The sequence below is a fragment of the Micromonospora sp. NPDC005298 genome, assembly GCF_040607375.1.
In the GTDB taxonomy this organism is placed as follows: Bacteria; Actinomycetota; Actinomycetes; order Mycobacteriales; family Micromonosporaceae; genus Micromonospora.
Genome location: NZ_JBEXGP010000015.1, coordinates 1 through 23504, shown reverse-complemented (window position 1 = coordinate 23504; position 23504 = coordinate 1). Strand labels below are relative to the sequence as shown.

Genomic DNA, 23504 nt, shown 5'->3' with positions numbered 1-23504 from the left:
GGTGGGGGAAGATCAGCCCTCGAAGACGCCGGCGGCGACCAGACGCTTCTCGGTGGCCTCCCAGCCGTCGTTCGGGTGGGTGGTGGCCAGGTTGTTGATCTCCGCCCGGATCTTGGCGGCGTGACCGGCGGCGGCCAGCACCCGGATCTCCTCGACGAAGGCGTCGGAGTCGGTGCGCAGGTGCGCGGTCTTGCCGTTGGTCAGGTTCCGCACGTAGGCGTGCTTGCCGCCGTTGAGCGGGATGAGGTACTTGAACTCGCCCAGCACGCTGAGGGCGCCACCCTGGCCAGCCTGGCCGGCCCGGACGGACGCGCGCGCGGTCTTAGAGGTGTTGCTCGCCACGGAGGTACTCCTTGCAAGACGTACGGGAGGACTGAACGTCCGGGGGCTGTGTGCGGGCCACTCTGACTCGGCCCGCGAAGGTGTGACGCGGCAGAAGCCGCCGGTGGAACTGTACACGACCACGACATCAGGCTGGTCGTCGCGGTGTCCTGAGAGGCAACGGAGACCACCCGTCCGGCTATTCCACCCGGCGTTTTTTCCGATTCCCTGGCGCACCATCCGTCACAGGAGTCATCATGTGTTGCAGCAACCACTCGGGTGGACGAGGTCGTAGGGGAAGACGCACCTCGCTCTCCGGGAGGTCACCGTGCCAACGCGTGGCGTCGTATACGTCCACTCGACCCCGCTCGCCGTGTGCTCACACGTCGAGTGGGCGATCGCGCGCGTCCTAGCCGCGCCGGTCAACCTGCAGTGGACGGCTCAGCCCGTCGATCCCGGCGCCCGCCGGGCCGAATGCGGGTGGACCGGTCGTCCGGGGACGGGCGCCGAGCTGGCTGCTGCCCTACGGCAGTGGCCCATGATCCGTTTCGAGGTCACCGAGGAGCCGAGTCCCGGCGCCGACGGTGAACGGTTCATGTACGTGCCGGCCCGTGGCCTGTTCCGGGCGACCGTCGGCGCGGCCGGTGACATCCAGCTGGGCGAGGACCGGCTGCGGGCGCTGATGGCCGGCTCCCGTGCGCCGGAGGCGCTGGCGCACGCCCTGGACAAGGCGCTCGGCACCGCGTGGGACGCCGACCTGGAGCCCTACCGGTACGCGGGTGACGGCGCGCCGGTGACCTTGCTCACCAGGGTCGGCTGACCAGGTCGTCCCTGGCGCTCACCGGGCGGCGCCGACGCCGACCGGTAAGGTCAAGTTGCCCCGATAAGGGGGAACTGGTGGGATGGTCGGCGTGCCGATTCGCCCGCTACGCGCCAGCGTCGCCGTCGCCGCCCTGACCGCCCTGCTCGTCTCCGGCTGCACGGGTACCCCGGACAGTCCCGAGCCGACGCCCGGCCCGACCGGCAGGTCCGCCGGCCCCGGCGCCCCCGCCACGACACCGTCCGGCGACCCCGCCGCCCGCGCCGCCGCGCTTGTCGCCACGCTCTCCGACGAGGATCTGGTCGGCCAGGTGCTGATGCCGTACGCGTACGGCAGCTCGGCGACGAAGGTCTCACCGGGCTCGGCCGCCGGCAACCGGGCCCTCGCGGGTGTCGACACCCCCGCCGACATGATCGCCAAGTACCGGCTGGGTGGGCTGATCCTGGTCGGTTTCAGCGCCGACGACCCGACCAAGGGCAACCAGGAGACCACGAACGTCGACAACCCGAAGCAGGTGCACGAGCTGACCACGGGACTGCGCGCCGCCGCCGGCCGGCTCACCACCGGGCCGGCGCCCTTCCTGATCGGCACCGACCAGGAGTTCGGCGTGGTCACCCGCATCAGCGACGGCGTCACCGTGCTGCCCAGCGCCCTCGCGGCCGGCGCGGCCGGCGACCCGAAGCTCACCGAGGCCGCCTGGCGGGCCGCCGGCACCGAACTCGCCGCCATGGGGATCAACGTCGACTTCGCCCCGGTCGCCGACGTGCTCGCCACCCGCAGCACCGTGATCGGCTCCCGGTCGTTCGGGGCCGACCCGAAGCGCGCCGCGGCCCAGGTCGGCGGCGCCGTCCGGGGCCTCCAGTCCGGTGGCGTCGCGGCCACCCTCAAGCACTTCCCGGGCCACGGCCACAGCGCCGACGACTCGCACCAGGACCTGCCGGTGCTCACCCAGTCCGCGGCGGCGCTCAAGAGCGGCGCGTGGCCGCCGTTCACCGCCGGCATGGACGCCGGAGCGATGGCCGTCATGTCCGGGCACCTGGACGCGCGGGCCATCGACCCGGGCACCCCGGCGACCTTCTCGCACAAACTGCTCACCGACGTGCTGCGCGGCCAGCTCGGCTTCCAGGGCGTGGTGATCACCGACGGGATGAACATGGCCCCCGCGAAGCGCTGGGCGCCCGGCGAGGCCGCCGTCCGCGCGTTGAACGCCGGCAACGACCTCATCCTCATGACCCCGAACGTCGGCCAGGCGTACGACGGTCTGCTCGCCGCGCTGCGCGGCGGGTCGCTGCCCCGGGCCCGGCTCGTCGAGGCGGTCACCCGGGTGCTCACCATGAAGTTCCGGCTCGGCGCGCTGCCGGCCGCCCCGATGTCCACGCTCAACACCCCGGAGCACCGCGCGGCCGCCGAGGCGCTGGCCGCCGGCGCCGTCACCGTGCTGCGCGGCGCCTGCGGCGGCGCGGTACGCGGACCGGTGACCGTCACCTCCTCGGACGGCCGGAACGGCACCCGGGCGGCGCTCACCGCCGCGCTGACCGCGGCCGGCGTGTCGGTCAAGCCCAGTGGCGGCACGGTGGTCCACCTGGTGGGCTACGGCGACGGTGCCGGTGACCTGCGCGCCGACGCCGCCGTCACTGTCGCCATGGACACCCCGTACGTGCTGGGCAAGGCCACGTCGCCGACGCTGCTGGCCACGTACTCCTCCACCCGGGCGTCGATGACCGCGCTCGCCGCCGTACTGGCCGGCAAGGCCCGGCCGGGCGGCCGCTCACCGGTGACGGTGCCCGGCCTGCCCGCCACCACCTGCGTCAGCGACTGAGCCGGCCCGCCCCGGGCGTCCTCACGTCGTGGCCGCGAGGCCCCGCACCGCGAGCCGGTACGCCGGCAGCACGTCGTCCCGTTCGGTGACGAGGCCCTCGTTGACCGTGAAGACCAGGGTCTGCCCCGCCGACCGGACGGCGAGCGCCCAGGCCCGGGAGGTCTCCCCGGTCAGCTCGCTGGTGGTGAGCCAGCTGGTCTCGGTGGCGTCGAAGGCGCCGGCCCGGACGTCGCGGAACTGCTGGCCGCTGACGGTGTCGCCGGTGCCGGCGGCGAACCCCTCCAGCACGGCGCGCGGCGGGACCGTCGGCGAGTCGGCCGCCCAGATCCGCAGGAATCCGCCGCCGGCACGACGCCCGTCCACCTCGCAGCGCGCGGTGGTGCCGCCCTGTCTGGTGAGCGCCGCGCCGACCAGCTCGGCCAACTCGCCCTCGGGGACCGTGACCGCCTCCGCCGTCCACCCGTCGGCCAGCGGAAACGAGACCGGCACCGGGCAGGGCGACCCGGTACCGCCGGCGGTGCCGCTGGACGGGGCCGGAGCCACCTCGTCGTACCAGGGCTCCCCGGTGGCCTGCGGGGCCGGCTGTCCGGTGGTCCGCCCGGCGGGCGCACCGGCCTCCCCGCCGCAGCCGGCCAGCAGGCCGAGGGTGAGTGCGCCCAGCGCGGCGACGCGGGTACGAGTGTCCATGGTGTCGAGTCCCCGTAAGTCGATCTTCAGTCGGGCCCATCAAAGCCGTACGGCACGGGGACGTCAATCGGGTACGCGGTCCGCGCCTGAGGCCGAATCGGGTCGCCCCGCCCCCGGTCGCTCTGACACCCTTAGCGGATGGGCGTGGCAGAGGGATTCCGGTTCGTGCACCGTACGGACGGCACGGTGGTGATCACCCATCACGGGCGGGTGGCCAGCACACTGCGCGGTGCCCGGGCGGCGGAGTTCCTCGCCGAGGTCGACGACGACCCGCAGTTGGTGATGGCCCGCTGGACGGGCAACTACCGCCGGGGCAACGAGCGCGTCGCGCGGCAACACCCCCGCAACCGGGGATGAGAACGCGTGACGGGCCCCCTCCGGTGCGGAGGGGACCCGTCGCGGTGCAGGCTCAGGGACGCGTGAACACGAGAGCCACGTTGTGCCCGCCGAAGCCGAACGCGTTGTTCAACGCGGCGGGGATCTCCATGTGCCGGGCCTTGTGCGCGGCAACATCGAGGGTGAGGCCGGGCTCCGGGTCGTCCAGGTTGATCGTCGGAGGGACGACGCCGTCGCGGATCGCCAGGATGGTGGCGATCGACTCCAGCGCGCCGGCCGCACCGAGCAGGTGACCGGTCATCGACTTCGTGGCGGCCAGCACCGGGTGGTCGCCGAGCGCCTTGTGCAGCGCGCCGATCTCCAGCATGTCACCGACCGGAGTCGACGTGGCGTGCGCGTTGACGTGCACGATGTCCCGCTTGGCCACGTCCGCGTCCGCGATCGCCTTGGCGATGGCCCGGATGGCGCCCTCGCCCTCGGCGTGCGGCTGGACGATGTCGTACGCGTCGGACGTGATGCCGGCGCCGGCCAGACGCGCGTACACCCGGGCACCCCGGGCGGCGGCGTGGTCGGCCCGTTCCAGCACCACGACGCCGGCGCCCTCACCCAGGACGAAGCCGTCGCGGGCGGTGTCCCACGGACGGGAGGCCCGCTCCGGCTCGTCGTTGCGGGTCGACATGGCCCGCATCGAGCTGAAACCGGCGATCGGCAGCGGGTGGATGACCGCCTCGGTGCCGCCGGCCACCACCACGTCGGCCCGGCCGGCGCGGATGATGTCCAGGCCCAGCGCGATCGCCTCGGCGCCGGTGGCGCAGGCGCTCGCCACCGTGTGCACGCCGGCCTTGGCGCCCAGCTCCAGCCCGACCCACGCGGCCGGACCGTTCGGCATCAGCATCGGGATGGTGTGCGGGGAGACCCGCCGCGGCCCGGACGCCTCCAGGATGTCGTCCTGGGCGAGCAGGGTGGTGGCACCGCCGATACCGGAGCCGACGCTGACCGCCAGGCGCTCCCCGTCGATGCCGGAGTCGGTGAGGCCGGCGTCCGCCCAGGCCTGCTGGGCGGCGATGAGGGCGATCGCCTCGGAACGGTCCAGCCGGCGCAGTCGGACCCGGTCCAGCACCTCGGACGGCTCCACGGCCAGCTGTGCGGCGATCCGGACCGGCAGTTGCTCGGCCCACTCCTGGGTGAGCGCACTCACCCCGGAGCGGCCGGCGAGCATGGCGTCCCAGGTCGACGCGACGTCCCCGCCGAGCGGGGTCGTCGCGCCGAGCCCGGTGACGACGACGTCAGGACGACTCATGATCAGGACTGCGCCTCGATGTAGCTGACGGCGTCCCCGACGGTCTTCAGGTTCTGCACCTCGTTGTCCGGGATCTTGACGCCGAACTTCTCCTCGGCCGCCACGACGACCTCGACCATGGAGAGCGAGTCGACATCGAGGTCGTCGGTGAAGGACTTCCCCTCGGCCACGTCGTCCGGGTTCACTCCGGCAACCTCTTCGAGGATCTCGGCGAGGCCGGTGGTGATCTCGTCACGGGTCATTGCGGTTGGTTCCTTTCATCGGGGGGTTGTCCGGCGGCCGGCGTCGCCGACCGCCACTCCTGGAGCGCGTACGCGCCCGAGGGGATCTCAGGGACAGCGGACGACCTGACCGGCGTAGGTCAGGCCGCCGCCGAAGCCGAACAGCAGCACCGGTGCGCCCGAGGGCACCTCCCGCCGCTCGACGAGCTTGGACAGGGCGAGCGGGACACTCGCCGCCGAGGTGTTGCCCGACTCGACGATGTCCTTGGCGATGATCGCGTCCGGGATGTTGAGCCGCTTGGCGATGCCGTCGATGATCCGGGAGTTGGCCTGGTGCGGCACGAACGCGGCCAGCTCCGACGGGGCCACCCCGGCGCGCTCGCACGCCTTCAGGGCCAGCGGCGCCAGCGCGGTGGTGGCCCACCGGAACACGGACTGCCCCTCCTGCTGGATGTAGGGGCGCCAGCCCTCGATGCGTACCGCGTCGCTCTTCTCCGGCGCCGAACCCCAGACGACCGGGCCGATGCCGGCCGGCTCGTCCTCGGCGCTGGCGGTCACCACCGCGGCGCCCGCGCCGTCGGCGAAGATGATGCAGGTCGAGCGGTCGGTCCAGTCCGTGAAGTCGGAGAGCTTCTCGGCGCCGATGACGATCGCGTTGCGCGACGAGCCGGCCCGGATGGCGTGGTCGACGATGCCCAGCGCGTACGCGAAGCCCGAGCAGGCGGTGTTGACGTCGAACGCGCCCGGGGCGGTGATGCCCAGCTTCGCGGCGACCCGGCAGGCCACGTTGGGGCTGCGGTCGATCGAGGAGCAGGTGGCCACCACGACCAGGTCGATGTCGGCGGGGCTCAGGCCCGAGTTGGCCAGCGCCTTGCCGGCGGCGGCGGCGGCCATGTCGGCGACGGTCTCACTGTCGGCGATCCGGCGGCTGACGATGCCGACCCGGTCCCGGATCCACTCGTCGTTGGTGTCGACGAGCTGGGCGATGTCGTCGTTGGTGACGACCCGCGCGGGCTGGTAGTGCCCCATCGAGACGATGCGACTGCCAGTCATGAGAGACCTCCGATGGGAGCGGGCGTGCCGTGCCGGGCGATCAGGTCGCGGGCGGCGGGCAGGTCGTCCGGGGTGTTCAGGGTGACGATCTCCGGGGCTCCGTCGCCCTTGAGTTCGCGTTTGACAAGCCCGGCGAGCGTGCCGGCCGGGGGCAGCTCGATCACGCCGGTCACCCCGAGGTCGGCCATCGCGCGCATGCACAGGTCCCACCGGACCGGGGCGGTGACCTGGCGGACCAGGCGCCGCACCATCTCCTGGCCGTCCTCGACGACGGCGCCGTCGAGGTTGGACAGCAGGACCCGCGCCGGGTCGGCGGGCGTGATCCCGGCGGCGACCGCGGCCAGCGCGGTCTCGGCCGGTGCCATGTACGGGGTGTGGAACGCCCCCGCCACCTGGAGCCGGATGACCCGGGCTCTCGTCGGCGGTTCGGCGGCGAGCTTGCCCAGCCCGTCCAGGGAGCCGGCGGCGACGATCTGGCCGGCGCCGTTGCGGTTGGCGGCGTGCAGCCCGTGCGCCTCGATGGCGGCGAGCACCTCGTCCGGGTCGCCGCCGAGGACTGCCGCCATTCCGGTCGGCTCCAGCGCGCACGCCGCGGCCATCTCGCGGCCGCGTACGCCGGCGAGGGTGATCGCGGCCTCGGCCGTGAGCACCCCGGCGAGCGCGGCGGCGCCCAGCTCGCCGACGCTGTGGCCGACAGTGAGCGTCACGCCGTCGAGCGGGAGGTGGTCGGCGGCGAGCAGTGCCGCGGCGACGAGCAGCGGCTGGGTGCGGGCGGTGTCCTTGATCTCGTCGGCGTCGGCTGTGGTGCCCAGGTGCGTCAGGTCGACCCCGGCCAGCGCGGACCACGAGCGCAGGCGCGCCTCGGTGCCGGTCAGGTCGAGCCAGGGGGTCAGGAAGCCGGGTTTCTGAGAACCCTGGCCGGGACTAAGTACGGCGAGCACGACTATGACTCTCCCGGATAAGCGCCGCCGACGCGGTGCCGGCCTCGACCAAACCGCACTAGAACCCTTGGAGGGTTCCTACAAAGATCGTCGGCGGTCGTCATCTGTTTGGGGTGTTTTCTGGGTGCCCGGCGTCATTGTCTGAATCGGGACCGCCGACGTCACCGGGACCGGATCCAGGCGGCCGACGGTCAGCGCCACCTGGAGGGCGAACGCGTCCCGGGGCACCAGCGGCGAGAAGCCCGTCACGTCGGCGATCCGGCGCAGCCGGTACCGCACGGTGTTGGGGTGCACGAACAGCGCCCGCGCGGCGCTCTCCAGCGTGCCACCGGCGGCCAGGAACGCGTCAAGGGTGCCCAGCAGTTCCCCGCCGGCGCGCACCAGCGTCGCGTACACGTCGTGCCGCAGCCGGCGGCGGGCCTCCGCGTCGCCGGCGAGGGCCCGCTCGGGCAGCAGGTCGGCGGCCGGCACCGGCCGGGGGGCCGTCGGCCACGCGGGTGCCGCCCGGAAGCCGGACAGCGCGGCCCGCGCCGACTCCGTCGCCTCGTCCAGGCTCGGCACCGCCGGACCGACCACCACCGGACCGTCCCCGAACGCCTCGAGCAGATTGGCCGTCGCCGTCAACGGGTCCGGTGCGCCGCCCAGCACGATCACCAGCCGGTCGCCGTGCACCCCACCGATCACCTCCACGCCGATCCGGCGGGCCTGCCGGTAGACCACGTGCAGGACGGCGGAGACCTCACCGCCGGGGGAGCGGCCGACCGCCACCGCGACCGGCGGGGCGTCCGTCCAGCCCAGCGCGGCGGCGCGACTGGCCAGCACGTCGGGCGAGTCGCCCCGCAGCAGCGCGTCGACGAGCAGGGCCTGCAACCGGGCGTCCCACGCGCCACGGGACTCGGCGGCCCGCGCGTACACCCGGGCGGCGGCGAACGCGATCTCCCGGGAGAAGCGCAGCACCGCCTCGCGCAGTGCCTGCTCCTCGCCCTCGGCGGCCAGGTGGGACACCTGCTCCTCGACCACGTCGATGGTCACCTTGATCAACGCCACGGTCTGCTGAAGGGTGATCGACCGGGCCAGCGCCTGCGGGGCGGCGGCGAAGACCTCGTCGGAGACCTCCTGGGTGCTGTCCGCCGTGCCGCCGCCGTCGCGCAGCCACTGCACGAGCGACCGCGCGCCCGCCTGCGCCACGAGCATCACCCAGGAGCGCTGGTCGGCCGGCAGCGCGCGGAACCAGGGCAGGCTGTCATCCATCCGGGCCACGCTCGCGGTGGCCAGAGCCCCGGCCGCGCGTTCGATCCGGCGCAGCGTGGCCGTCAGCTCTCCACCGCCCGGCGTACTCACCGGCCTAGCCTGACACGCCCTGACCTGGATCTCGCCGTCGGGCCGGGGTGGACGCGGTCACGGCGGCGCGGGCAGGCCCACCTCCTGGGCGAGGATCGCGGCCTGCACCCGGCTGCGCAGGTCCAGTTTCGCCAGGATCCGGCTCACGTGCGTCTTGGTGGTGCTCTCCGCCATCGTCAGCCGCTCGGCGATCTGCTGGTTGGACAACCCCAGCCCGAGGCAGGCCAGCACGTCACGTTCGCGTGGGGTGAGCGTGTCGAGCGCGGCGTGGGCGGCCCTCGACGCGCCCGGCGCGGTCGACGCGAAGGCAGCGATCAACCGGCGGGTCACCGCGGGGGCGATGACACCGTCCCCGCGCGCCACCGTCCGCACCGCGTCGACAAGTCCCGCCGCGTCGGTGTGCTTGAGCAGGAAACCGGCCGCTCCGGCGCGCAGCGCGCCGAAGACGTACTCGTCCAGGTCGAACGTGGTGAGCACCAGCACGTCGGCGAGCCCCTCGGCGACGATGGCCCGGGTCGCGGAGATCCCGTCCCGGCGCGGCATCCGGATGTCGAGCACCGCCACGTCCGGGCGCAGCTCCCGGCACAGACGGACCGCCTCGTCGCCGTCGGCCGCCTCGCCGACCACGTCGACGCCGGGCGCGCCGGCCAGGATCAGCGTCAGCCCGGCGCGGACCGCCGGCTGGTCGTCCGCCAGCACCACCCGTACCGCAGGCTCCGTCGGGCCGACGCCGGCCGGCCCGCTCACCCGTCGACCCCGGTGGGCAGCGTCGCCCGGACCCGCCAGCGGCCGTCCCGCGGCCCGGCGCTGAACCGCCCGGCGAGCAGGGTGGCGCGTTCCCGCATCCCGATCAACCCCGCACCGGCGCCGGGCAGCCCGGCGCCGTCGCGGCGCACCGGGTTCTCCACCGTCACCACGACCTCCGCCGGCCGGTACGCGATGGTCAGCTCCGCGTCGCCGGCACCGTGCTTGAGCGCGTTGGTCAGCGACTCCTGCACGATCCGGTAAGCCGCCAGGTCCACCCCCACCGGCAGCCGACCCGGAGTCCCGTCGGTACGGACCCGCACCGCGAGGCCGGCGGCCCGGATGCCCTCCACCAGCCGGTCCGCCTCGGCCAGCCGCGCGGTGACCGTCTCGGCCAACGCGTCGTCGGGTGGCACGCCACCGGTGCCCGGATCACGCAGCACCTCGATCATCTGCCGCATCTCGGCCAGGCCCTGCACGCTGCTCTCCCGGATCACCCGCAACGCCGACTCGACCTGGACACGATCCAACCCGGGCACCGACAGCGCGGCCGTCGCGTGGATGGCCACCGCGCTCAGGTGGTTGGCCACCACGTCGTGCAACTCCCGCGCCATCCGGGCCCGCTCCGCGCTGACCGCCTGCCGACGGTCCAACTCGACCAGCCGGGCGGTCTGCTCGGCCCGGGCCCGCTCGGCGGCCGCCTGGTCGCGGTACTGCCGCACGCTGATCCCCGTCAGCACCGGCAGCAGGCCGGCGAGCACCACCGGGACCCCCACCGCCGCACCGCGCCACTGACCGAAACCCAGCACGCCGGCCACGACACCGACCAGGCTGAGCGCCACGGTGATCCGCAGCAGCCACCGCCACAGCCGGGGCGGGCCGTACACGCAGGCGTCGTAGAGCACCTGCGTGTACACCACGACCGTGCCCAGCGAGTTGCCCAGCGCCGTGTCCACCAGCAGCGCCGCCGTACCCACCGCCAGGCTGGCGCGCGGTGCGGCCCGCCGGAGGCCGACGGCGACGCACACCGCCAACAGGGGCGCCAGGAAGACCGCGGGCGGCACGTCCGGGTGCGGATTGATCTGCGGTTGCATGCCCAGGCCGTACAGCAGCAGGCCGCCGGCCAGCGACGCGCCCGCCAGCGTGAGGTCCCGGCCGGGTGTGCCGGAGCCGAGCCACGATGGCGGTCGCATGCTCCGATCCCACCACAGCCGCCGGCCCGCGGGCTCCCACCGGGGGAGGACCTGCCGGCCCCGCCATCCACCGAAAGAGGTACGCGAGCCCGCGCGCCGATCAGGCGGGTCCGTCGAAGGGCGGACCCCGATCTCCTCTCCCACGTCGAGGCCGACGCCTCTCCGGTCGGCCACGCTGGTCGCAAAGACGGGGAGGTCGACGTGCTGGTCGCTGTGATCATCGGATGCGAGATCGCGTTCTGGGTGCTGCTCGGCGCCGGGCTGGTGGCCCGCTATCCGCTGCGACGGCCCCGGCTCGGGGCGGCGCTGCTGGTCTCCGTACCGCTCGTCGACCTCGCGCTGCTCGCCGCGTCGGTGCTCGACCTGCGTCGAGGGGCGACCGCCGGGTTCAGCCACGGTCTCGCCGCCGCCTACCTCGGCTTCTCGGTGGCGTTCGGTCACTCGATGGTGCGGTGGGCGGACCAGCGCTTCGCCCACCGGTTCGCCGGCGGCCCGCCGCCGGTCCGGCCGCCCCGCCACGGCTGGGCCCGTACCCGCTACGAGTGGCGCGAGTGGGCCAAGGCGCTGCTCGGCTGGGTCGTCGCGTGCGGTCTGCTCGGCGCCGCGATCCTCTGGGTGGGCGACGCGGACCGCACCCGCGAGCTGCTGGGCTGGATCCACAAGCTCACCGTCGCCATCGTGATCTGGCTGGTCGCCTTCCCCGTCTGGGAGACGATCTTCCCGCGCCGCGCGAAGCACTGACCCCGGGGTACGCCGTGCAAGCCCGTCGGTCCCGGCCAGTACGGTGGCAGGGCACGTCGGGGGAGCACCCGCGGGTGAGCGTGAGCGTGAGGAGACCGGGGATGGCGCACGGGGAGGCCGAGCACGGCTGCGCCCAGGGCGAGCCCTGCCGGCCGGGGCACCATGACCCGCAGTCGGCCGCCAAGCACCGCCGGGCGGTCGGTGGTGCGCCGTCGCACCCGGTGGAGCCGCTCGCCGGCCGGCCCGACGACGAGTCCCCGCTTCCGCGCCAGCGCTCCGGCGAGCCGGCGGCCCTCGCCGAGTCGGAGGCGGACGTCCCGCCCGGTTGCCTCAGCGAACAGCCCGGGTGGGCCGGCGCACACCGGCACGGCCCGGTCCGGCCCCGGCAGCGGATCACCCGCCGCGAGCGCCCGCCGCGCCGCTGGTGCTGACCCCTCCAGCGGCTGACGTGGGCTGATCGGCCCGGTCGACTCAGCGGGTGCGGCGGCGGATCAGCAGCGCGATCCCGGCGAGGCCGACCGTGATGGTCAGCATCACCGCGACGTTGAGCAGCAGCAGGCGCTGCAACTCGCCAAGTGCCTCGTCGAGGTCCCTGGCCGGATCGAGGGTGTCCTCCGGGAGCACCCGCTCGCCGCCGCCCACACCACCGCTGACGGTGTCGAACTGCCGCTCCAGCGGCACCCCTGCGGTACGCAGCGTCTCGGACATGCTGAGCCGGCCGAGGAACCAGCCGGCGCTGGTCTTGTGCCCGTCGGGCTGCTTCGCCGGCCGGAAGATCCGCGGACCACCCACCGCCTCGGGGTACAGGTCGTACGTCTGCTTCGGCGTGTCCCCGACGAGCACCACGACCGTGTACTTCGGACCGAGGTCGGCCGCCTTCGGCCCGGCCGAAGCGCCGGTACGGCCGAGGAAGTTGACCTGGTCGATCACCGCGACCACGAGGTCGGGCTGCGAGTCCGCGCGCAGCCGCAGCGACTCGGGCAGCCCCGCACCGGCGATGTCCACCCCGGCGGGAGCCGGCGCCGGTGCCGCGACGGCCGGTCCGGCGGTGCCGAGCGACAGCAGTGCCGCCGCCAGCGTGCCCGCCAGTACGGCGGCCCACCGCCTCATCTGTCGGACCATCCCGCCTCCTCGCCCCGTTCGATGGATGGCTTCGTCGTGACGTCCGGATCGGTCTGCCGGTGCGACACCGACCGAACGGTCGGGCGCACTCCCACACACTCGCAGAACGTCGATGAAGTGCAGCTTGTGGAACAAGTAATTGGAACTATCTGCGATCTCTGCTCGACTAATGAGGAGCGGTTTGATCAGCGGGCGGATCGTACCCTTACGGAGGGGTTCATGGGGGGCAGGGTTACACGTTTGGCACGGGTCGTGCCAGTGGTGTTCGGCGTGGCGTTCGGTGTGTCGTTGATGGTGCCGGCGACACCGGCCGCCGCCCACAACGAGCTGACCGGCAGCAACCCGCGTGACGGCGCACGCGTCGCGACGGCACCGGCACGGATCGAGCTACGGTTCCTGGCCAAGCCGGCACCGACTACGACGAAGATCACAGTAACCGGACCGGACAATGTGGTCGCCGGTGGGACGCCGGCGTTCGACGGCAGCCGGGTGCGGGTGCCGTTCACACCGGCCGCCGCGGGGCTCTACATCGTCGGCTACCAGCTCGCCTCCGCCGACGGGCACCCGGTCAAGGGCGAGGTGCGGTTCACCCTCACCACCGGCACCGCCGCCGACCCGTCCGCGACGCCGTCGGCCGCCGGCCCGCCGACGAACCCTGCCGGATCACCCTCGGCGGTGAACCCGTCCGCCGTGCCGCCGTCGGCCGCACCCGCCAGCCCGACGCCATCCACGACCCCGGTAGCCGGGGAGCAGTCCGACTCGGGCGGACGACCGTGGCTATGGGCGCTGGGTGGCCTCGTGGTGCTCGCCGCACTGACGGCAGCCCTGATCCTCCGCCGCCGCCAAGCCCGCTAAGCCCAGCCGCCGCGCCCGCCCTGGCGGGCGGGCGCGGCGGCTGGTCAGGGCTGGTCAGGGCTGGTCAGGGCAGGCGGAGGCGGGCGGCGCGGATTCGGGTCAGGGTGCGCTCGCGACCCAGCACCTCGAGTGACTCGAACAGCGGCAGGCCCACGGTACGGCCGGTGACCGCGACCCGGACCGGCGCCTGCGTCTTGCCGAGCTTGAGGCCACGGGCGGTGCCGACCGCCTCCAGCGTCGACTTGAGCGACTCGGCGTCCCAGGACTCCAGCGCCTCGAAAGCGGCGACGGCCTCGTCCAGCAGTTCCGCCGAGCCGTCCTTCATGGTCTTGGTCCAGGCCGCCTCGTCGATCAGCGGCGAGGCGAGGAAGAGGAAGTCGACATTCGGCACGATCTCGCTGAGCACCGCGATCCGGGTCTGGGCCAGCGGCGCGACGGCGGCGAACGCGTCGGCGTCGTACTCCTGCGGCTGCCACGGCGGCGGCGCGATGGTCCCGGTGCCGGTCAGCCATGGCTGGCAGGCGTCGATGAACTCGGGCACCGGCAGTGCCCGGATGTACTCGCCGTTGAACGCGCGCAGCTTCTTCTCGTCGAAGAACGCGGGGGAGGGGTTGACCTCCTCCAGCCGGAACTCCTCCTCGATGACCGACCAGGGGACGATCTCCCGGTCGCCGGAGGGCGCCCAGCCGAGCAGCATGAGGTAGTTGCGCATCGCGCCGGAGAGGTAGCCCTCCTCCCGGTACGCCTCCAGGGCCACCTTGTCCCGGCGCTTGGAGAGCTTCTGCCGCTTCTCGTTGACCACCACCGGCACGTGCGCCCAGACCGGCGGCTTGACCCCGAGGGCGTCCCAGAGGAGCTGCTGCTTGGGTGTGTTGGGCAGGTGCTCCTCGGCCCGGATCACGTGGGTGATCCCCATGGTCATGTCGTCGACGACATTGGCCAGCAGGAAGACCGGCGAGCCGTCGCCCCGGGCGATGACGAAGTCCTCGATGAGCTTGTTCTCGAAGGTGGGCTCGCCGCGGATCAGGTCGACCACGACGGTCAGGCCCTCGTCGGGCGTACGGAAGCGCAGCGCGCGGCCCTCACCCGGGCCGAGGCCGAGGTCGCGGTGGTAGCCGTCGTAGCCCTGGTACTGCGAGCCGGTGCGGGCCTGGACGTCCTCGCGGGTGCAGTCGCAGTAGTAGGCGCGGCCCGACTCGTAGAGCCGGGCGGCGGCGGCGCGGTGCTCGCCGGCGTTCTCCGACTGGAAGTGCGGCCCCTCGTAGCTGCCCCGGGAGATGCCGATCCAGTCCAGCGCGGAGAGGATGCCCTCGGTCCATTCGGGCTTGTTGCGCGCCGCGTCGGTGTCCTCGATGCGCAGCACGAACACGCCGCCCTGCTGCTTGGCGTAGATCCAGTTCTGCAGCGCCGAGCGGGCGCCGCCGACGTGGAACATACCGGTCGGGGAGGGGGCGAAACGCACACGTACTGTCACGTCCCCCAGCCTACGGCGACGGACAACCGTGTAAGGAAGGGCCCCTTCTTATCGCCTGGTGTTGTACAAGGTGCCCTTCCTTACACGTCAGGGCACTGAACGGATCTTGACGACCAGAGCGCTGCCGAGCAGGGTGACCGCGGCGGTGGCCGCGTAGAGCGTCGGGTAGCCGCCCAGGTGGACGACGAGCGGCGCGGAGAGCGCGGGGCCGAGCACCTGGGGCGCCGAGTTGGCGATGTTGATCACGCCGAGGTCCTTGGCCCGGTCGGTGGCCCTCGGCAGCACCTGGGTGATCAGCGCGGCGTCCACCGAGAGGTAGACGCCGTAGCCGGCGCCGAGCAGGAGCGCGGCGACGATCGCCATCGGCCAGACCGGGGCGACCGCGAGCAGCACTGCCGCCACCGCCATGATCAGTCCCGAGGTGATCACGTAGATCTTGCGTCGCCCGGAGCGGTCGGACAGCCGGCCGGCGACCACGGCGGTCAGCATCATGCCGAGCGTGTAGAGCAGGATCAGCACCAGCAGGCCGCCCTCGGGGTCGGGGTAGCGGACCCCGTCGGTGAGGAAGTACAGCAGGTAGAGGGTGCCCAGGGCGTTGCCGAGCTGGACCAGGAACCGGGTGATCCACGCCCAGGCGAAGTCCGGGTGCCGGCGCGGGCTGATCCACATCGAGGCCAGCAGCGTCCGGGCGCGCAGCGCCGGCCGGTGCGTACGCGGCAGTGGCTCGTCGGGGGTGAACAGCGCGAACGGCAGCGACAGCAGCAGGATGGCCACCGCGATCGCCAGGTAGCCGGCCGCGTTGCCGGTGACCACGGCGGTGACCAGCACCGCGCCGAGCACCAGCCCGAGCGCCTGCGGGATGCCCACCCAGCCGGAGACCCCACCGCGCTGGGTCACCGGCACCCGGTCCGGGATGGCGGCGCTGAGGCTGGCCAGCATCGCGTTGAAGCACACCTGCGCGGCGACCCAACCGAGGGCGACCCCGAGGATGGTGCGCTGCTGGGCCAGCAGGACGAGCGCCGCCGCGCCGATCAGCGCCCCGCCCGCGGTCCAGACGTGCCGACGGCCGAACTCGCGGCCGGCGATCCGCAGGCAGGTCCGGTCGGACAGCGCTCCGGCCAGGGGGTTGGCCAGCACCGCGGCCAGCGCGCCCAGGCCGGTGACCACGGCCAGCATGTTCTCCTTGTCGCCGGGCGCGATCTGCTCGATCTGCTGCGGCAGCAGCACCTGGATGGGCGTGAAGAACGCCATCCAGACGCCGAGGTTCGCGGCGAAGATCAAACCGATCCAGCCGCGCCGCACCGGCACGGTCGGTTCGGCGAGCGCCGCCGGCAGCGACGCCGTCGGGTCGAGGGTGGTCACCGCGCCGACCCCGGCCGGCTGGCCGCGATCATGTCCCGCAGCCAGGTGTACGACGACTTGGGCGTACGCCTCTGGGTGGCGTAGTCGACGTGCACCAGGCCGAAGCGCTTGGTGAACCCCTCGGCCCACTCCCAGTTGTCGAGCAGCGACCAGACGAAGTAACCGCGCACGTCGACCCCGTCGTCGATGGCGGCCCGGACGGCGCGCAGGTGCCCGTCGAGGTACGCGATCCGCTCCGGGTCCGCCACCTGACCGTCGGCGTCCGGTACGTCGTCGTACGCGCAGCCGCTCTCGGTGATCTCGATGGGCGGCAGCGCGTCGCCGTACGTGTCGCGCAGCCAGCCGAGCAGGTCGCGCAGCCCGTCGGGGGCCACCGGCCAGTCGAAGGCGGTGCGCGGGTAGCCGTCCAGCGGCACCAGGTCGAACGGCAGTGGCGAGCCCTCTTCGGCGGCCCGTACACCTGTGGGGTTGTAGTAGTTGACCCCCAGCACGTCGATCGGGGCGGCGATGGTGTCGAGGTCGCCGGGGTGGACGAGACCCGGGTCGAAGCCGGGCAGGTCCGGGTAGCCGCGGCCGAGCAGCGGGTCGGTGAACAGGCGGTTGTGCAGTGCCTCGTAGGCGGCCCCGGCGGCGTGGTCGGCGTCGCTGTCGCCGAGGACCCGCACGGGGGAGTAGTTGTTGGCGATCGCCACCGGGCTGCTGGTGCGGGCGCGCAGCGCGGCGACCGCGAGCCCGTGCCCGAGGAGTTGGTGGTGGGCGACGCCGGAGGCGTCGAAGAGCAGCATCCGGCCGGGGGCGTGCACGCCCATGCCGTACCCCATGCTCATGTGGACGAACGGCTCGTTCAGGGTGATCCAGAGCCGGACCCGGTCGCCGAGACGGGTGGCGGCCAGGTCGGCGTAGTCGGCGAAGTGGGCGGCGGTGTCGCGGTTCAGCCAGCCGCCGGCGTCCTCAAGGGGCTGGGGCAGGTCCCAGTGGTAGAGCGTCGCCACCGGGTCGATGCCGGCGGCCAGCAGCTCGTCGACGAGCCGGTCGTAGAAGTCCAGGCCGGCGGCGTTGGCCGGGCCGGCGCCGGTGGGCTGCACGCGGGGCCAGGCGATGGAGAACCGGTACGCGGAGACGCCGAGCCCGGCCATCAGCGCGACGTCCTCGGCGTACCGGTGGTAGTGGTCGCAGGCGACCTCGCCGCTGCTGCCGTCGCCGATCCGGCCGGGGGAGTGCGCGAACGTGTCCCAGATGGACGGTCCGCGTCCGTCGGCCGTGGTGGCGCCCTCGATCTGGTGGGCGGACGTGGAGACGCCCCAACGGAAGCCGGCGGGGAACTCGGGCATCGGTGCGGTCGGCATGCGCCCTCCCGGTCAATGTGAAACGTGTTCGGGACTCTAGGGCGCTGTCGATGAATGCGCCATAGGCCGGGCTGGCGCATTCCGCAATGGTTGATCGGCGTGTCTTTTTCCGAACCCGTCCAGGTAAGTCCGATTTAGCGCATAGAGTGCCGATATCGTGGGATGTCCTCACTGGAGGAAAGACGGAAATGATCCTCGTGGAACGCAGTGCGCACGTGGCGGCGCCGATGGAAGTGGTCTGGGACGTCGTCCAGCGGGCCGAGCAGTTGCCGGCCTGGCTGGCGGGAGTCCGCGCGGCCGAAGTGCTCTCCGGAGAGGGCTTCGGGCGGCGGCAGTTGGTCCAGGCGGGGCGCGGTTCGGCGCATGAGGCCGAGGTGATCGCCTATCAGGAGCCGACGCTGATCGGCTGGCGGGAACGGGCGAAGGGGGCCGGTGCCCGTGCGGAGGCGCGCACCGAGATCTACGTCCAGCTCACTCCCGACGAGGAGGAGGGCGGGACCATCGTGCGGCTCATCGTGGTCCGCTGGCCGGCCGGCCCGGTCAAGGCGGCACTGCTGCGCCTCGGCCTGCGCCGGGTGGGCGCCGACCTGGAAGACTCGCTGGCCCGCCTGACCGACCTGGCAGCCGTGGGCTGACCCTGCCCGTCCCCGTGCGCGTCGGTCACGGACGTGTGGTGCCCGGAACGAGGTGACTTCACCACCGCGTCCCCCACCACAACCCCTTGATCGCGCGCACGGGCGGGGCGCACGGGAGGGGTACGGACGAGGGCCCGGCGCACCGCGCCGGGCCCTCGTGTCGTGCGGGTGTCAGCTGTCGCCGCCGGTCTCTCCGACCGGGGCCGCGTTGACGTCGTCGATCGCGTACTTCTTGGCGGCCTCGGCCGGCACGGTGGCCGGCACCGCGCCGCTGCGGGCGAGCTGCCGCAGGGTGGCCACCACGATCGACTCGGCGTCGACGTGGAAGTGCCGACGCAGCGCGTGCCGGGTGTCCGACATGCCGAAGCCGTCGGTGCCGAGCGACGTGTAGTCGCCGGGCACCCAGCGGGAGATCAGGTCCGGTACGGCCCGCATCCAGTCGCTGACCGCGACCTTGGGCCCGTCGGCCTCGGCGAGCTTCTGCGTGACGTACGGGACCTTCGCCTCGGCGCCCGGGTTGAGCAGGTTGTACTCCTCGACCTGCACCGCGTCGCGGCGCAGCTCGGTCCAGGAGGTCACCGACCAGACCTCGGCGGCCACCCCCCAGTCCTGGGCGAGCAGCTGCTGGGCCTTGAGCGCCCACTGCATGCCGGTGCCGGAGGCGAGCACGTTCGCCTTCGGGCCGTCGACCTGCGGCGCGGGCGAGTAGCGGTAGATGCCCTTGAGCAGGCCCTCCACGTCCACCCCGTCCGGCTCGGCCGGCTGGAGGATCGGCTCGTTGTAGACCGTCAGGTAGTAGAAGACGTTCTCCTGCGCGTCCCCGTACATCCGGTGCAGGCCGTTCTCCATGATGTGCGCGATCTCGAAGGAGAACGCCGGGTCGTACGCGACGACCGCCGGGTTGGTGGCGGCGAGCAGCAGGGAGTGGCCGTCCTCGTGCTGAAGGCCCTCACCGTTGAGCGTCGTGCGGCCCGCGGTCGCGCCGAGCAGGAAGCCCCGCGCCATCTGGTCGGCCGCCGCCCACAGCCCGTCGGCGGTCCGCTGGAACCCGAACATCGAGTAGAAGATGTACATCGGGATCATCGGCTCGTCGTGGGTGGCGTACGCGGAGCCCGCCGCCGTGAACGAGGCGACCGAGCCGGCCTCGTTGATGCCCTCGTGCAGGATCTGCCCGGTCGTCGACTCCTTGTACGACAGGAACAGCTCCCGGTCGACCGAGGTGTAGCGCTGGCCGTGCGGCGAGTAGATCTTCGCGGTGGGGAAGATCGAGTCGAGGCCGAAGGTACGGGCCTCGTCCGGGATGATCGGCACCCAGCGCTTGCCGAACTCCTTGTCCTTCATGATGTCCTTGAGCAGGCGGACGAAGGCCATCGTGGTGGCCACCTTCTGCTTGCCCGAGCCGCGCTTGACGTCGGCGAACCGCTCCGGACCGGGGATGGCCAGACGCTTGGTGCTGGTCCGCCGGGACGGCAGGTACCCGCCGAGCTGCTGGCGCCGCTCCTTCAGGTACTGGATCTCCTCGGACTTCTCACCCGGGTTGTAGTACGGCGGCAGGTAGGGGTTCTCCTCCAGCGCCGAGTCGGGGATGTCCAGGTAGAGCCGGTCGCGGAAGGTCTTCAGGTCCTCGAGCGTCAGCTTCTTCATCTGGTGGGTCGCGTTGCGGCCCTCGAAGTGCGAGCCGAGGGTCCAGCCCTTGATCGTCTTCGCCAGGATGACCGTGGGCTGACCGGTGTGCTCGGTGGCCGCCTTGTAGGCCGCGTAGAGCTTGCGGTAGTCGTGCCCACCCCGCTTGAGGTTCCAGATCTCGTCGTCGCTCAGCGGGTCGACCATCTTGCGGGTACGCGGGTCACGGCCGAAGAAGTGCTCCCGCACGTACGCGCCGGACTCGGCCTTGTACGTCTGGTAGTCACCGTCGGTCGTGGTGTTCATGAGGTTGACGAGCGCGCCGTCGGTGTCCGCGGCCAGCAGCGGGTCCCACTCACGGCCCCAGACCACCTTGATCACGTTCCAGCCGGCGCCCCGGAAGAACGCCTCCAGCTCCTGCATGACCTTGCCGTTGCCACGGACCGGGCCGTCCAACCGCTGGAGGTTGCAGTTAATCACGAAGGTGAGGTTGTCCAGCTCCTCACGGGCGGCGACGCCGATGGCGCCCAGCGTCTCCGGCTCGTCCATCTCGCCGTCGCCCAGGAACGCCCACACGTGCTGCTGGGAGGTGTCCTTGATGCCGCGGTGCTGCAGGTACCGGTTGAACCGGGCCTGGTAGATCGCGTTCAGACCGCCGAGACCCATCGAGACCGTGGGGAACTCCCAGAAGTCCGGCATGAGCCGCGGGTGCGGGTACGACGGCAGGCCGCCGCCCGGGTGGGACAGCTCCTGGCGGAACCCGTCGAGCTGGTGCTCGCTGAGCCGGCCCTCAAGGAACGCCCGCGCGTACATGCCGGGGGAGGCGTGGCCCTGGTAGTAGATCTGGTCGCCGCCGCCCGGGTGGTTCTTGCCCCGGAAGAAGTGGTTGAAGCCCACCTCGTACAGCGACGCCGAGCTGGCGAAGGTGGAGATGTGCCCGCCGACGCCGATCTCCGGGCGCTGCGCCCGGTGCACCAGCATGGCCGCGTTCCAGCGCACGTACGCCCGGATCCGCCGCTCGACGTGCTCGTCGCCCGGGAACCACGGCTCGCGTTCCGGAGTGATGGTGTTGATGTAGTCGGTGGTGGTCAGGGGCGGCACCCCGACCTGGCGTTCGCGAGCCCGCTCCAGCAGGCGCAGCATGACGTACCGGGCGCGTTTGGCGCCTCGCTCGTCGATGACACCATCAAGCGACTCGACCCATTCGCTTGTCTCTTCAGGGTCGATGTCCGGAAGCTGGCTCGGTAGGCCGTCGCTGATCACCGGGCGCTTGCGTTCCGTAGCCACAGGCGTTCCCTCGGTTGTGTGTGGGATAGGTCTCTAGCGCCATCCTGCCCCCTGGTGGCACCCCTCGTCACGTCTAGGTCCCCCCGACGCGATGAGCGACACAGGTACCCGTCGGTAACTTAACGCGACGGTCGGTGTGGGTCGCCGAGCGTCGGCCGCGCCGTCGAAGTCCGACCCGCACTGCGGCAGAATGCGACGTATGCGCAGTGACGTGATCACCGTCCAGACCGGCTCCCGGCCGACCGTCCGCGACATCACCGCCGAAGCCCAGGAGTTCGTCTCCGGCGAAGGCGACGGCCTGCTGCACGTCTTCGTGCCGCACGCCACAGCCGGCCTGGCCATCATCGAGACCGGCTCGGGTTCCGACGACGACCTGCTCACCGCACTCGACGCGCTGCTGCCCACCGACAACCGCTGGCGGCACCGCCACGGCTCACCCGGCCATGGCCGCGACCACGTGCTGCCCGCTTTCGTCCCGCCGTACGCGACGCTTCCGGTGCTCGGCGGTCGGCTGGCCCTGGGCACCTGGCAGTCCGTCTGCCTGGTCGACACCAACGGCGACAACCCGACCCGCCAGGTCCGCTTCTCGTTCCTCCCGGCCTGACGCCTGACGCTCCCGCTCCCGCTCGCGCCTGGCGCCTTCCGCTCCGCGCCCGCTTTCACCCGCGCCCGCTTCCACCCGCGCCCGCTTCCACCCGCGCCCGCTTCCACGCGCGCTGGCGCCTCAGGCTCCCACCAGCGCCTGCGCTCCGCCGGCCAAGATCGTGCTCGATCCTGGATGTAGTGGTGTCAGGCGGAGAGGAGGCCACTATTTCCCTGTTACAGCGCGATCATGGCCGCCGTGCCGCCCGACCTGCAGCGCGATCAGGACCACCGTGCCGCCTCAAGTCGCAGCGCGATCATGGCCGCCGTGCCGCCCCGAGATCCGCGCAACGTCCCGGGAAGTGCGGTCCCGGCGCGTGCCGAGGCCCCACCTGCGCCGGGTCGTACCTGGCCGGGGCCGCACCTGCGCCGATTCCACGCCTGCGCCGATGCCTCGCCGAGGCGGTGCGCGCGATCCGCCGGCTGTGCCCGCCCCCTTTTGATGATCGGCCGAGGGGCGGCGGGGTCCAACCTGATCGTTGAGCTGGGCGGCCGTCGTGGTGCGTACGATGTGGCGGTGGCACCGGAGGTGGTTTCCGCGGCGGGTCGACCGGTGGACCGGTCCGACCTCGCGGCCGACGTGGTGCGCCGGATGGCACACCTGACGGCCTCGCTGCGACACCGGCAGGGCGCCGCGTTCACCGAGTTGGGGTTGACCCCGGCCACCGCCCGGGCGCTTCACGAACTGGACCCGGACCGGCCGCTGCCGGCCCGCGACCTCGCCGAGCGGTTGGGCTGCGACAGGTCCAACGTGACGGCGCTCGTCGACAAGCTGGAGCAGGCCGGCCTGGTCGAGCGTCGTACCGACCCGGCCGACCGGCGGCAGAAGACGCTCGTGGTGACCGGTGACGGCCGGGGGGTGCGGGATCGGGTGACCGAGGTGATGTCCGACTCCCGACTCCTGGCCGGGCTGAGCGACCGGGAGCTGTCCACCCTGCGTGACCTGGTGTGGAAGGTGTCCGACGGCGGCTGTCCGGAGCCGTGCGACCCGGCGTGAGTCGACAGGCGCCGGCCGTGTCCCACTGGGCGAGCATGGCCCGCGTCGGTAATGCTGTCGGACGTGACCACCCCGCAAGATCTCGACGACCGGTTCCGGGAGACGCTGGCGGCGCTGCCGGCCGCGCAGCGGAGGCGTGACCCCGCCGACCCGGTCACCGAAGACGCCCCGCTGACCGGCGCGCGCCTGCTGGAACTGTTCGACGCGCAGGTGACCAGCCGTCAGCTCGACCTCGCCGGTCGGTGGTTGCGCAGTTTCGGGGAGGGTTTCTACACCATCGGCTCGGCCGGGCACGAGGGCAACGCGGCGGTGGCCGCCGCGCTGCGCCCCACCGACCCGGCGTTGCTGCACTACCGCTCCGGGGCGTTCTACTGCGTGCGGGCGGCCCAGGCCGCCGACGACACGCCGCCGGCCGATCCCGAGCCGGCCGCAGGCCGGGAGTCGGCCGCCGAACCGAGGCGAGTCACCGATCGGGAGTCGGCCACCGGCCGGCTCCTGGCCGCCGAACCGAGGCGAGTCACCGATCGGGAGTCGGCCACCGACCGGCTCCTGGCCGCCGAACCGAGGCGAGCCGCTGACCGCGAGGCGGCCGGCGACCGCGAGGCGGCCGGCGACCCGGGGGAGGGGGATCGGAAGAGAGTGGT

The 23504-nt window shown here is 72.7% G+C and carries 23 protein-coding genes and 1 pseudogene; 10 read left to right on the top strand and 14 right to left on the bottom strand.

All coding sequences use genetic code 11. From position 1 onward, the window contains the following. Positions 1 to 12 precede the first annotated feature (12 nt). Positions 13 to 342 carry a hypothetical protein gene (locus tag ABZS77_RS20195; RefSeq protein WP_354824761.1) on the bottom strand — a complete coding sequence of 110 codons (330 nt, stop codon included), beginning with the start codon at positions 340 to 342 and terminating at the stop codon, positions 13 to 15. 307 nt (positions 343 to 649) lie between these two features. Here ABZS77_RS20195 and ABZS77_RS20190 point away from each other — a divergent pair, with 307 nt between their 5' ends. Both ABZS77_RS20190 and ABZS77_RS20185 read left to right on the top strand, forming a co-directional pair. Next, a complete protein-coding gene (locus ABZS77_RS20190; protein WP_203175116.1) occupies positions 650 to 1141 on the top strand; it encodes a DUF3145 domain-containing protein in 492 nt (163 codons plus the stop codon). A gap of 82 nt (positions 1142 to 1223) precedes the next feature. Further along, a complete protein-coding gene (locus ABZS77_RS20185; protein ID WP_354824758.1) occupies positions 1224 to 2960 on the top strand; it encodes a glycoside hydrolase family 3 protein in 1737 nt (578 codons plus the stop codon). A gap of 21 nt (positions 2961 to 2981) precedes the next feature. On the opposite strand, the gene ABZS77_RS20180 is transcribed toward ABZS77_RS20185, so the two are convergent. Then, positions 2982 to 3647, bottom strand: coding sequence for a lipoprotein (locus ABZS77_RS20180; RefSeq protein WP_354824755.1), 666 nt, complete (start codon positions 3645 to 3647; stop codon positions 2982 to 2984). A gap of 138 nt (positions 3648 to 3785) precedes the next feature. On the opposite strand from ABZS77_RS20180, the gene ABZS77_RS20175 reads away from it, so the two are divergent. Beyond that, complete coding sequence (locus ABZS77_RS20175) at positions 3786 to 4004, top strand: hypothetical protein (protein WP_354824752.1); 219 nt, start codon at positions 3786 to 3788, stop codon at positions 4002 to 4004. Between the two features lie 52 nt (positions 4005 to 4056). Here ABZS77_RS20175 and fabF read toward each other — a convergent pair whose 3' ends face one another. From fabF to ABZS77_RS20140, 7 genes are all read right to left on the bottom strand, one after another. Further along, a complete protein-coding gene (fabF, locus tag ABZS77_RS20170; protein WP_354824749.1) occupies positions 4057 to 5283 on the bottom strand; it encodes a beta-ketoacyl-ACP synthase II in 1227 nt (408 codons plus the stop codon). A gap of 2 nt (positions 5284 to 5285) precedes the next feature. Beyond that, on the bottom strand, positions 5286 to 5525 hold the full coding sequence (locus ABZS77_RS20165) for an acyl carrier protein (protein ID WP_053653162.1): 240 nt from the start codon (positions 5523 to 5525) through the stop codon (positions 5286 to 5288). An 87-nt stretch (positions 5526 to 5612) separates the two neighbouring features. Next, positions 5613 to 6557 (bottom strand): beta-ketoacyl-ACP synthase III, encoded by a 945-nt coding sequence (locus ABZS77_RS20160; RefSeq protein ID WP_354824746.1) that lies wholly within the window; start codon positions 6555 to 6557, stop codon positions 5613 to 5615. Further along, on the bottom strand, positions 6554 to 7498 hold the full coding sequence (locus ABZS77_RS20155; protein WP_354824743.1) for an ACP S-malonyltransferase: 945 nt from the start codon (positions 7496 to 7498) through the stop codon (positions 6554 to 6556). The genes ABZS77_RS20160 and ABZS77_RS20155 overlap by 4 nt, the downstream gene beginning before the upstream one ends. Before the next feature lie 78 nt (positions 7499 to 7576). Further along, the gene (locus ABZS77_RS20150; RefSeq protein WP_354825045.1) at positions 7577 to 8869 is read right to left on the bottom strand and encodes a helix-turn-helix domain-containing protein; all 1293 of its coding nucleotides are present in this window, start codon (positions 8867 to 8869) and stop codon (positions 7577 to 7579) included. A 27-nt stretch (positions 8870 to 8896) separates the two neighbouring features. Continuing rightward, a complete protein-coding gene (locus ABZS77_RS20145) occupies positions 8897 to 9586 on the bottom strand; it encodes a response regulator transcription factor (RefSeq protein WP_354824739.1) in 690 nt (229 codons plus the stop codon). Then, positions 9583 to 10776 carry a histidine kinase gene (locus ABZS77_RS20140; RefSeq protein WP_354824736.1) on the bottom strand — a complete coding sequence of 398 codons (1194 nt, stop codon included), beginning with the start codon at positions 10774 to 10776 and terminating at the stop codon, positions 9583 to 9585. Before ABZS77_RS20140 ends, ABZS77_RS20145 begins: the two co-directional genes overlap by 4 nt. A gap of 201 nt (positions 10777 to 10977) precedes the next feature. Between ABZS77_RS20140 and ABZS77_RS20135 the strand changes: the two genes are divergently transcribed. Together ABZS77_RS20135 and ABZS77_RS20130 are read left to right on the top strand one after the other, a co-directional pair. Beyond that, positions 10978 to 11517, top strand: a complete 540-nt coding sequence (locus ABZS77_RS20135) for a hypothetical protein (protein ID WP_354824733.1) — start codon at positions 10978 to 10980, stop codon at positions 11515 to 11517. A gap of 101 nt (positions 11518 to 11618) precedes the next feature. Continuing rightward, complete coding sequence (locus ABZS77_RS20130; protein ID WP_354824730.1) at positions 11619 to 11948, top strand: hypothetical protein; 330 nt, start codon at positions 11619 to 11621, stop codon at positions 11946 to 11948. A 40-nt stretch (positions 11949 to 11988) separates the two neighbouring features. Here ABZS77_RS20130 and ABZS77_RS20125 read toward each other — a convergent pair whose 3' ends face one another. Then, positions 11989 to 12639 carry a hypothetical protein gene (locus ABZS77_RS20125; RefSeq protein WP_354824727.1) on the bottom strand — a complete coding sequence of 217 codons (651 nt, stop codon included), beginning with the start codon at positions 12637 to 12639 and terminating at the stop codon, positions 11989 to 11991. Between the two features lie 252 nt (positions 12640 to 12891). On the opposite strand from ABZS77_RS20125, the gene ABZS77_RS20120 reads away from it, so the two are divergent. Next, the gene (locus ABZS77_RS20120) at positions 12892 to 13494 is read left to right on the top strand and encodes a copper resistance protein CopC (RefSeq protein WP_354824724.1); all 603 of its coding nucleotides are present in this window, start codon (positions 12892 to 12894) and stop codon (positions 13492 to 13494) included. Positions 13495 to 13558: 64 nt separating this feature from the next. On the opposite strand, the gene gltX is transcribed toward ABZS77_RS20120, so the two are convergent. The 3 genes from gltX to ABZS77_RS20105 form a co-directional block, all read right to left on the bottom strand. Next, a complete protein-coding gene (gltX, locus tag ABZS77_RS20115; protein ID WP_354824721.1) occupies positions 13559 to 14968 on the bottom strand; it encodes a glutamate--tRNA ligase in 1410 nt (469 codons plus the stop codon). 87 nt (positions 14969 to 15055) lie between these two features. After that, entirely contained in the window at positions 15056 to 16330 is a 1275-nt protein-coding gene (locus ABZS77_RS20110; protein WP_354824718.1) for an MFS transporter, read from the bottom strand. Beyond that, entirely contained in the window at positions 16327 to 17676 is a 1350-nt protein-coding gene (locus ABZS77_RS20105) for a GH1 family beta-glucosidase (RefSeq protein WP_354824716.1), read from the bottom strand. The genes ABZS77_RS20110 and ABZS77_RS20105 overlap by 4 nt, the downstream gene beginning before the upstream one ends. Positions 17677 to 17864: 188 nt before the next feature. Between ABZS77_RS20105 and ABZS77_RS20100 the strand changes: the two genes are divergently transcribed. Continuing rightward, positions 17865 to 18311, top strand: coding sequence for an SRPBCC family protein (locus ABZS77_RS20100; protein WP_139585931.1), 447 nt, complete (start codon positions 17865 to 17867; stop codon positions 18309 to 18311). A gap of 171 nt (positions 18312 to 18482) precedes the next feature. On the opposite strand, the gene aceE is transcribed toward ABZS77_RS20100, so the two are convergent. Beyond that, complete coding sequence (gene aceE, locus ABZS77_RS20095; protein ID WP_354824712.1) at positions 18483 to 21221, bottom strand: pyruvate dehydrogenase (acetyl-transferring), homodimeric type; 2739 nt, start codon at positions 21219 to 21221, stop codon at positions 18483 to 18485. 199 nt (positions 21222 to 21420) lie between these two features. Between aceE and ABZS77_RS20090 the strand changes: the two genes are divergently transcribed. The 3 genes and pseudogenes from ABZS77_RS20090 to ABZS77_RS20080 all read left to right on the top strand — a co-directional run. After that, a complete protein-coding gene (locus ABZS77_RS20090; RefSeq protein ID WP_354824709.1) occupies positions 21421 to 21825 on the top strand; it encodes a YjbQ family protein in 405 nt (134 codons plus the stop codon). 630 nt (positions 21826 to 22455) lie between these two features. Continuing rightward, positions 22456 to 22860, top strand: coding sequence for a MarR family transcriptional regulator (locus ABZS77_RS20085; RefSeq protein ID WP_354825042.1), 405 nt, complete (start codon positions 22456 to 22458; stop codon positions 22858 to 22860). 51 nt (positions 22861 to 22911) lie between these two features. Then, a pseudogene (locus ABZS77_RS20080) lies at positions 22912 to 23504 on the top strand (transketolase); the annotation flags it as partial.

Coding starts and splice junctions, on each gene's coding strand:
- ABZS77_RS20185 (WP_354824758.1), top strand. CDS start 1,224: ATGGTCGGCGTGCCGATTCGCCCGCTACGCGCCAGCGTCGCCGTCGCC.
- ABZS77_RS20180 (WP_354824755.1), bottom strand. CDS start 3,647: ATGGACACTCGTACCCGCGTCGCCGCGCTGGGCGCACTCACCCTCGGC.
- ABZS77_RS20175 (WP_354824752.1), top strand. CDS start 3,786: ATGGGCGTGGCAGAGGGATTCCGGTTCGTGCACCGTACGGACGGCACG.
- fabF (WP_354824749.1), bottom strand. CDS start 5,283: ATGAGTCGTCCTGACGTCGTCGTCACCGGGCTCGGCGCGACGACCCCG.
- ABZS77_RS20165 (WP_053653162.1), bottom strand. CDS start 5,525: ATGACCCGTGACGAGATCACCACCGGCCTCGCCGAGATCCTCGAAGAG.
- ABZS77_RS20160 (WP_354824746.1), bottom strand. CDS start 6,557: ATGACTGGCAGTCGCATCGTCTCGATGGGGCACTACCAGCCCGCGCGG.
- ABZS77_RS20140 (WP_354824736.1), bottom strand. CDS start 10,776: ATGCGACCGCCATCGTGGCTCGGCTCCGGCACACCCGGCCGGGACCTC.
- ABZS77_RS20130 (WP_354824730.1), top strand. CDS start 11,619: ATGGCGCACGGGGAGGCCGAGCACGGCTGCGCCCAGGGCGAGCCCTGC.
- ABZS77_RS20125 (WP_354824727.1), bottom strand. CDS start 12,639: ATGGTCCGACAGATGAGGCGGTGGGCCGCCGTACTGGCGGGCACGCTG.
- ABZS77_RS20105 (WP_354824716.1), bottom strand. CDS start 17,676: ATGCCGACCGCACCGATGCCCGAGTTCCCCGCCGGCTTCCGTTGGGGC.
- ABZS77_RS20100 (WP_139585931.1), top strand. CDS start 17,865: ATGATCCTCGTGGAACGCAGTGCGCACGTGGCGGCGCCGATGGAAGTG.
- ABZS77_RS20090 (WP_354824709.1), top strand. CDS start 21,421: ATGCGCAGTGACGTGATCACCGTCCAGACCGGCTCCCGGCCGACCGTC.
- ABZS77_RS20085 (WP_354825042.1), top strand. CDS start 22,456: ATGGCACACCTGACGGCCTCGCTGCGACACCGGCAGGGCGCCGCGTTC.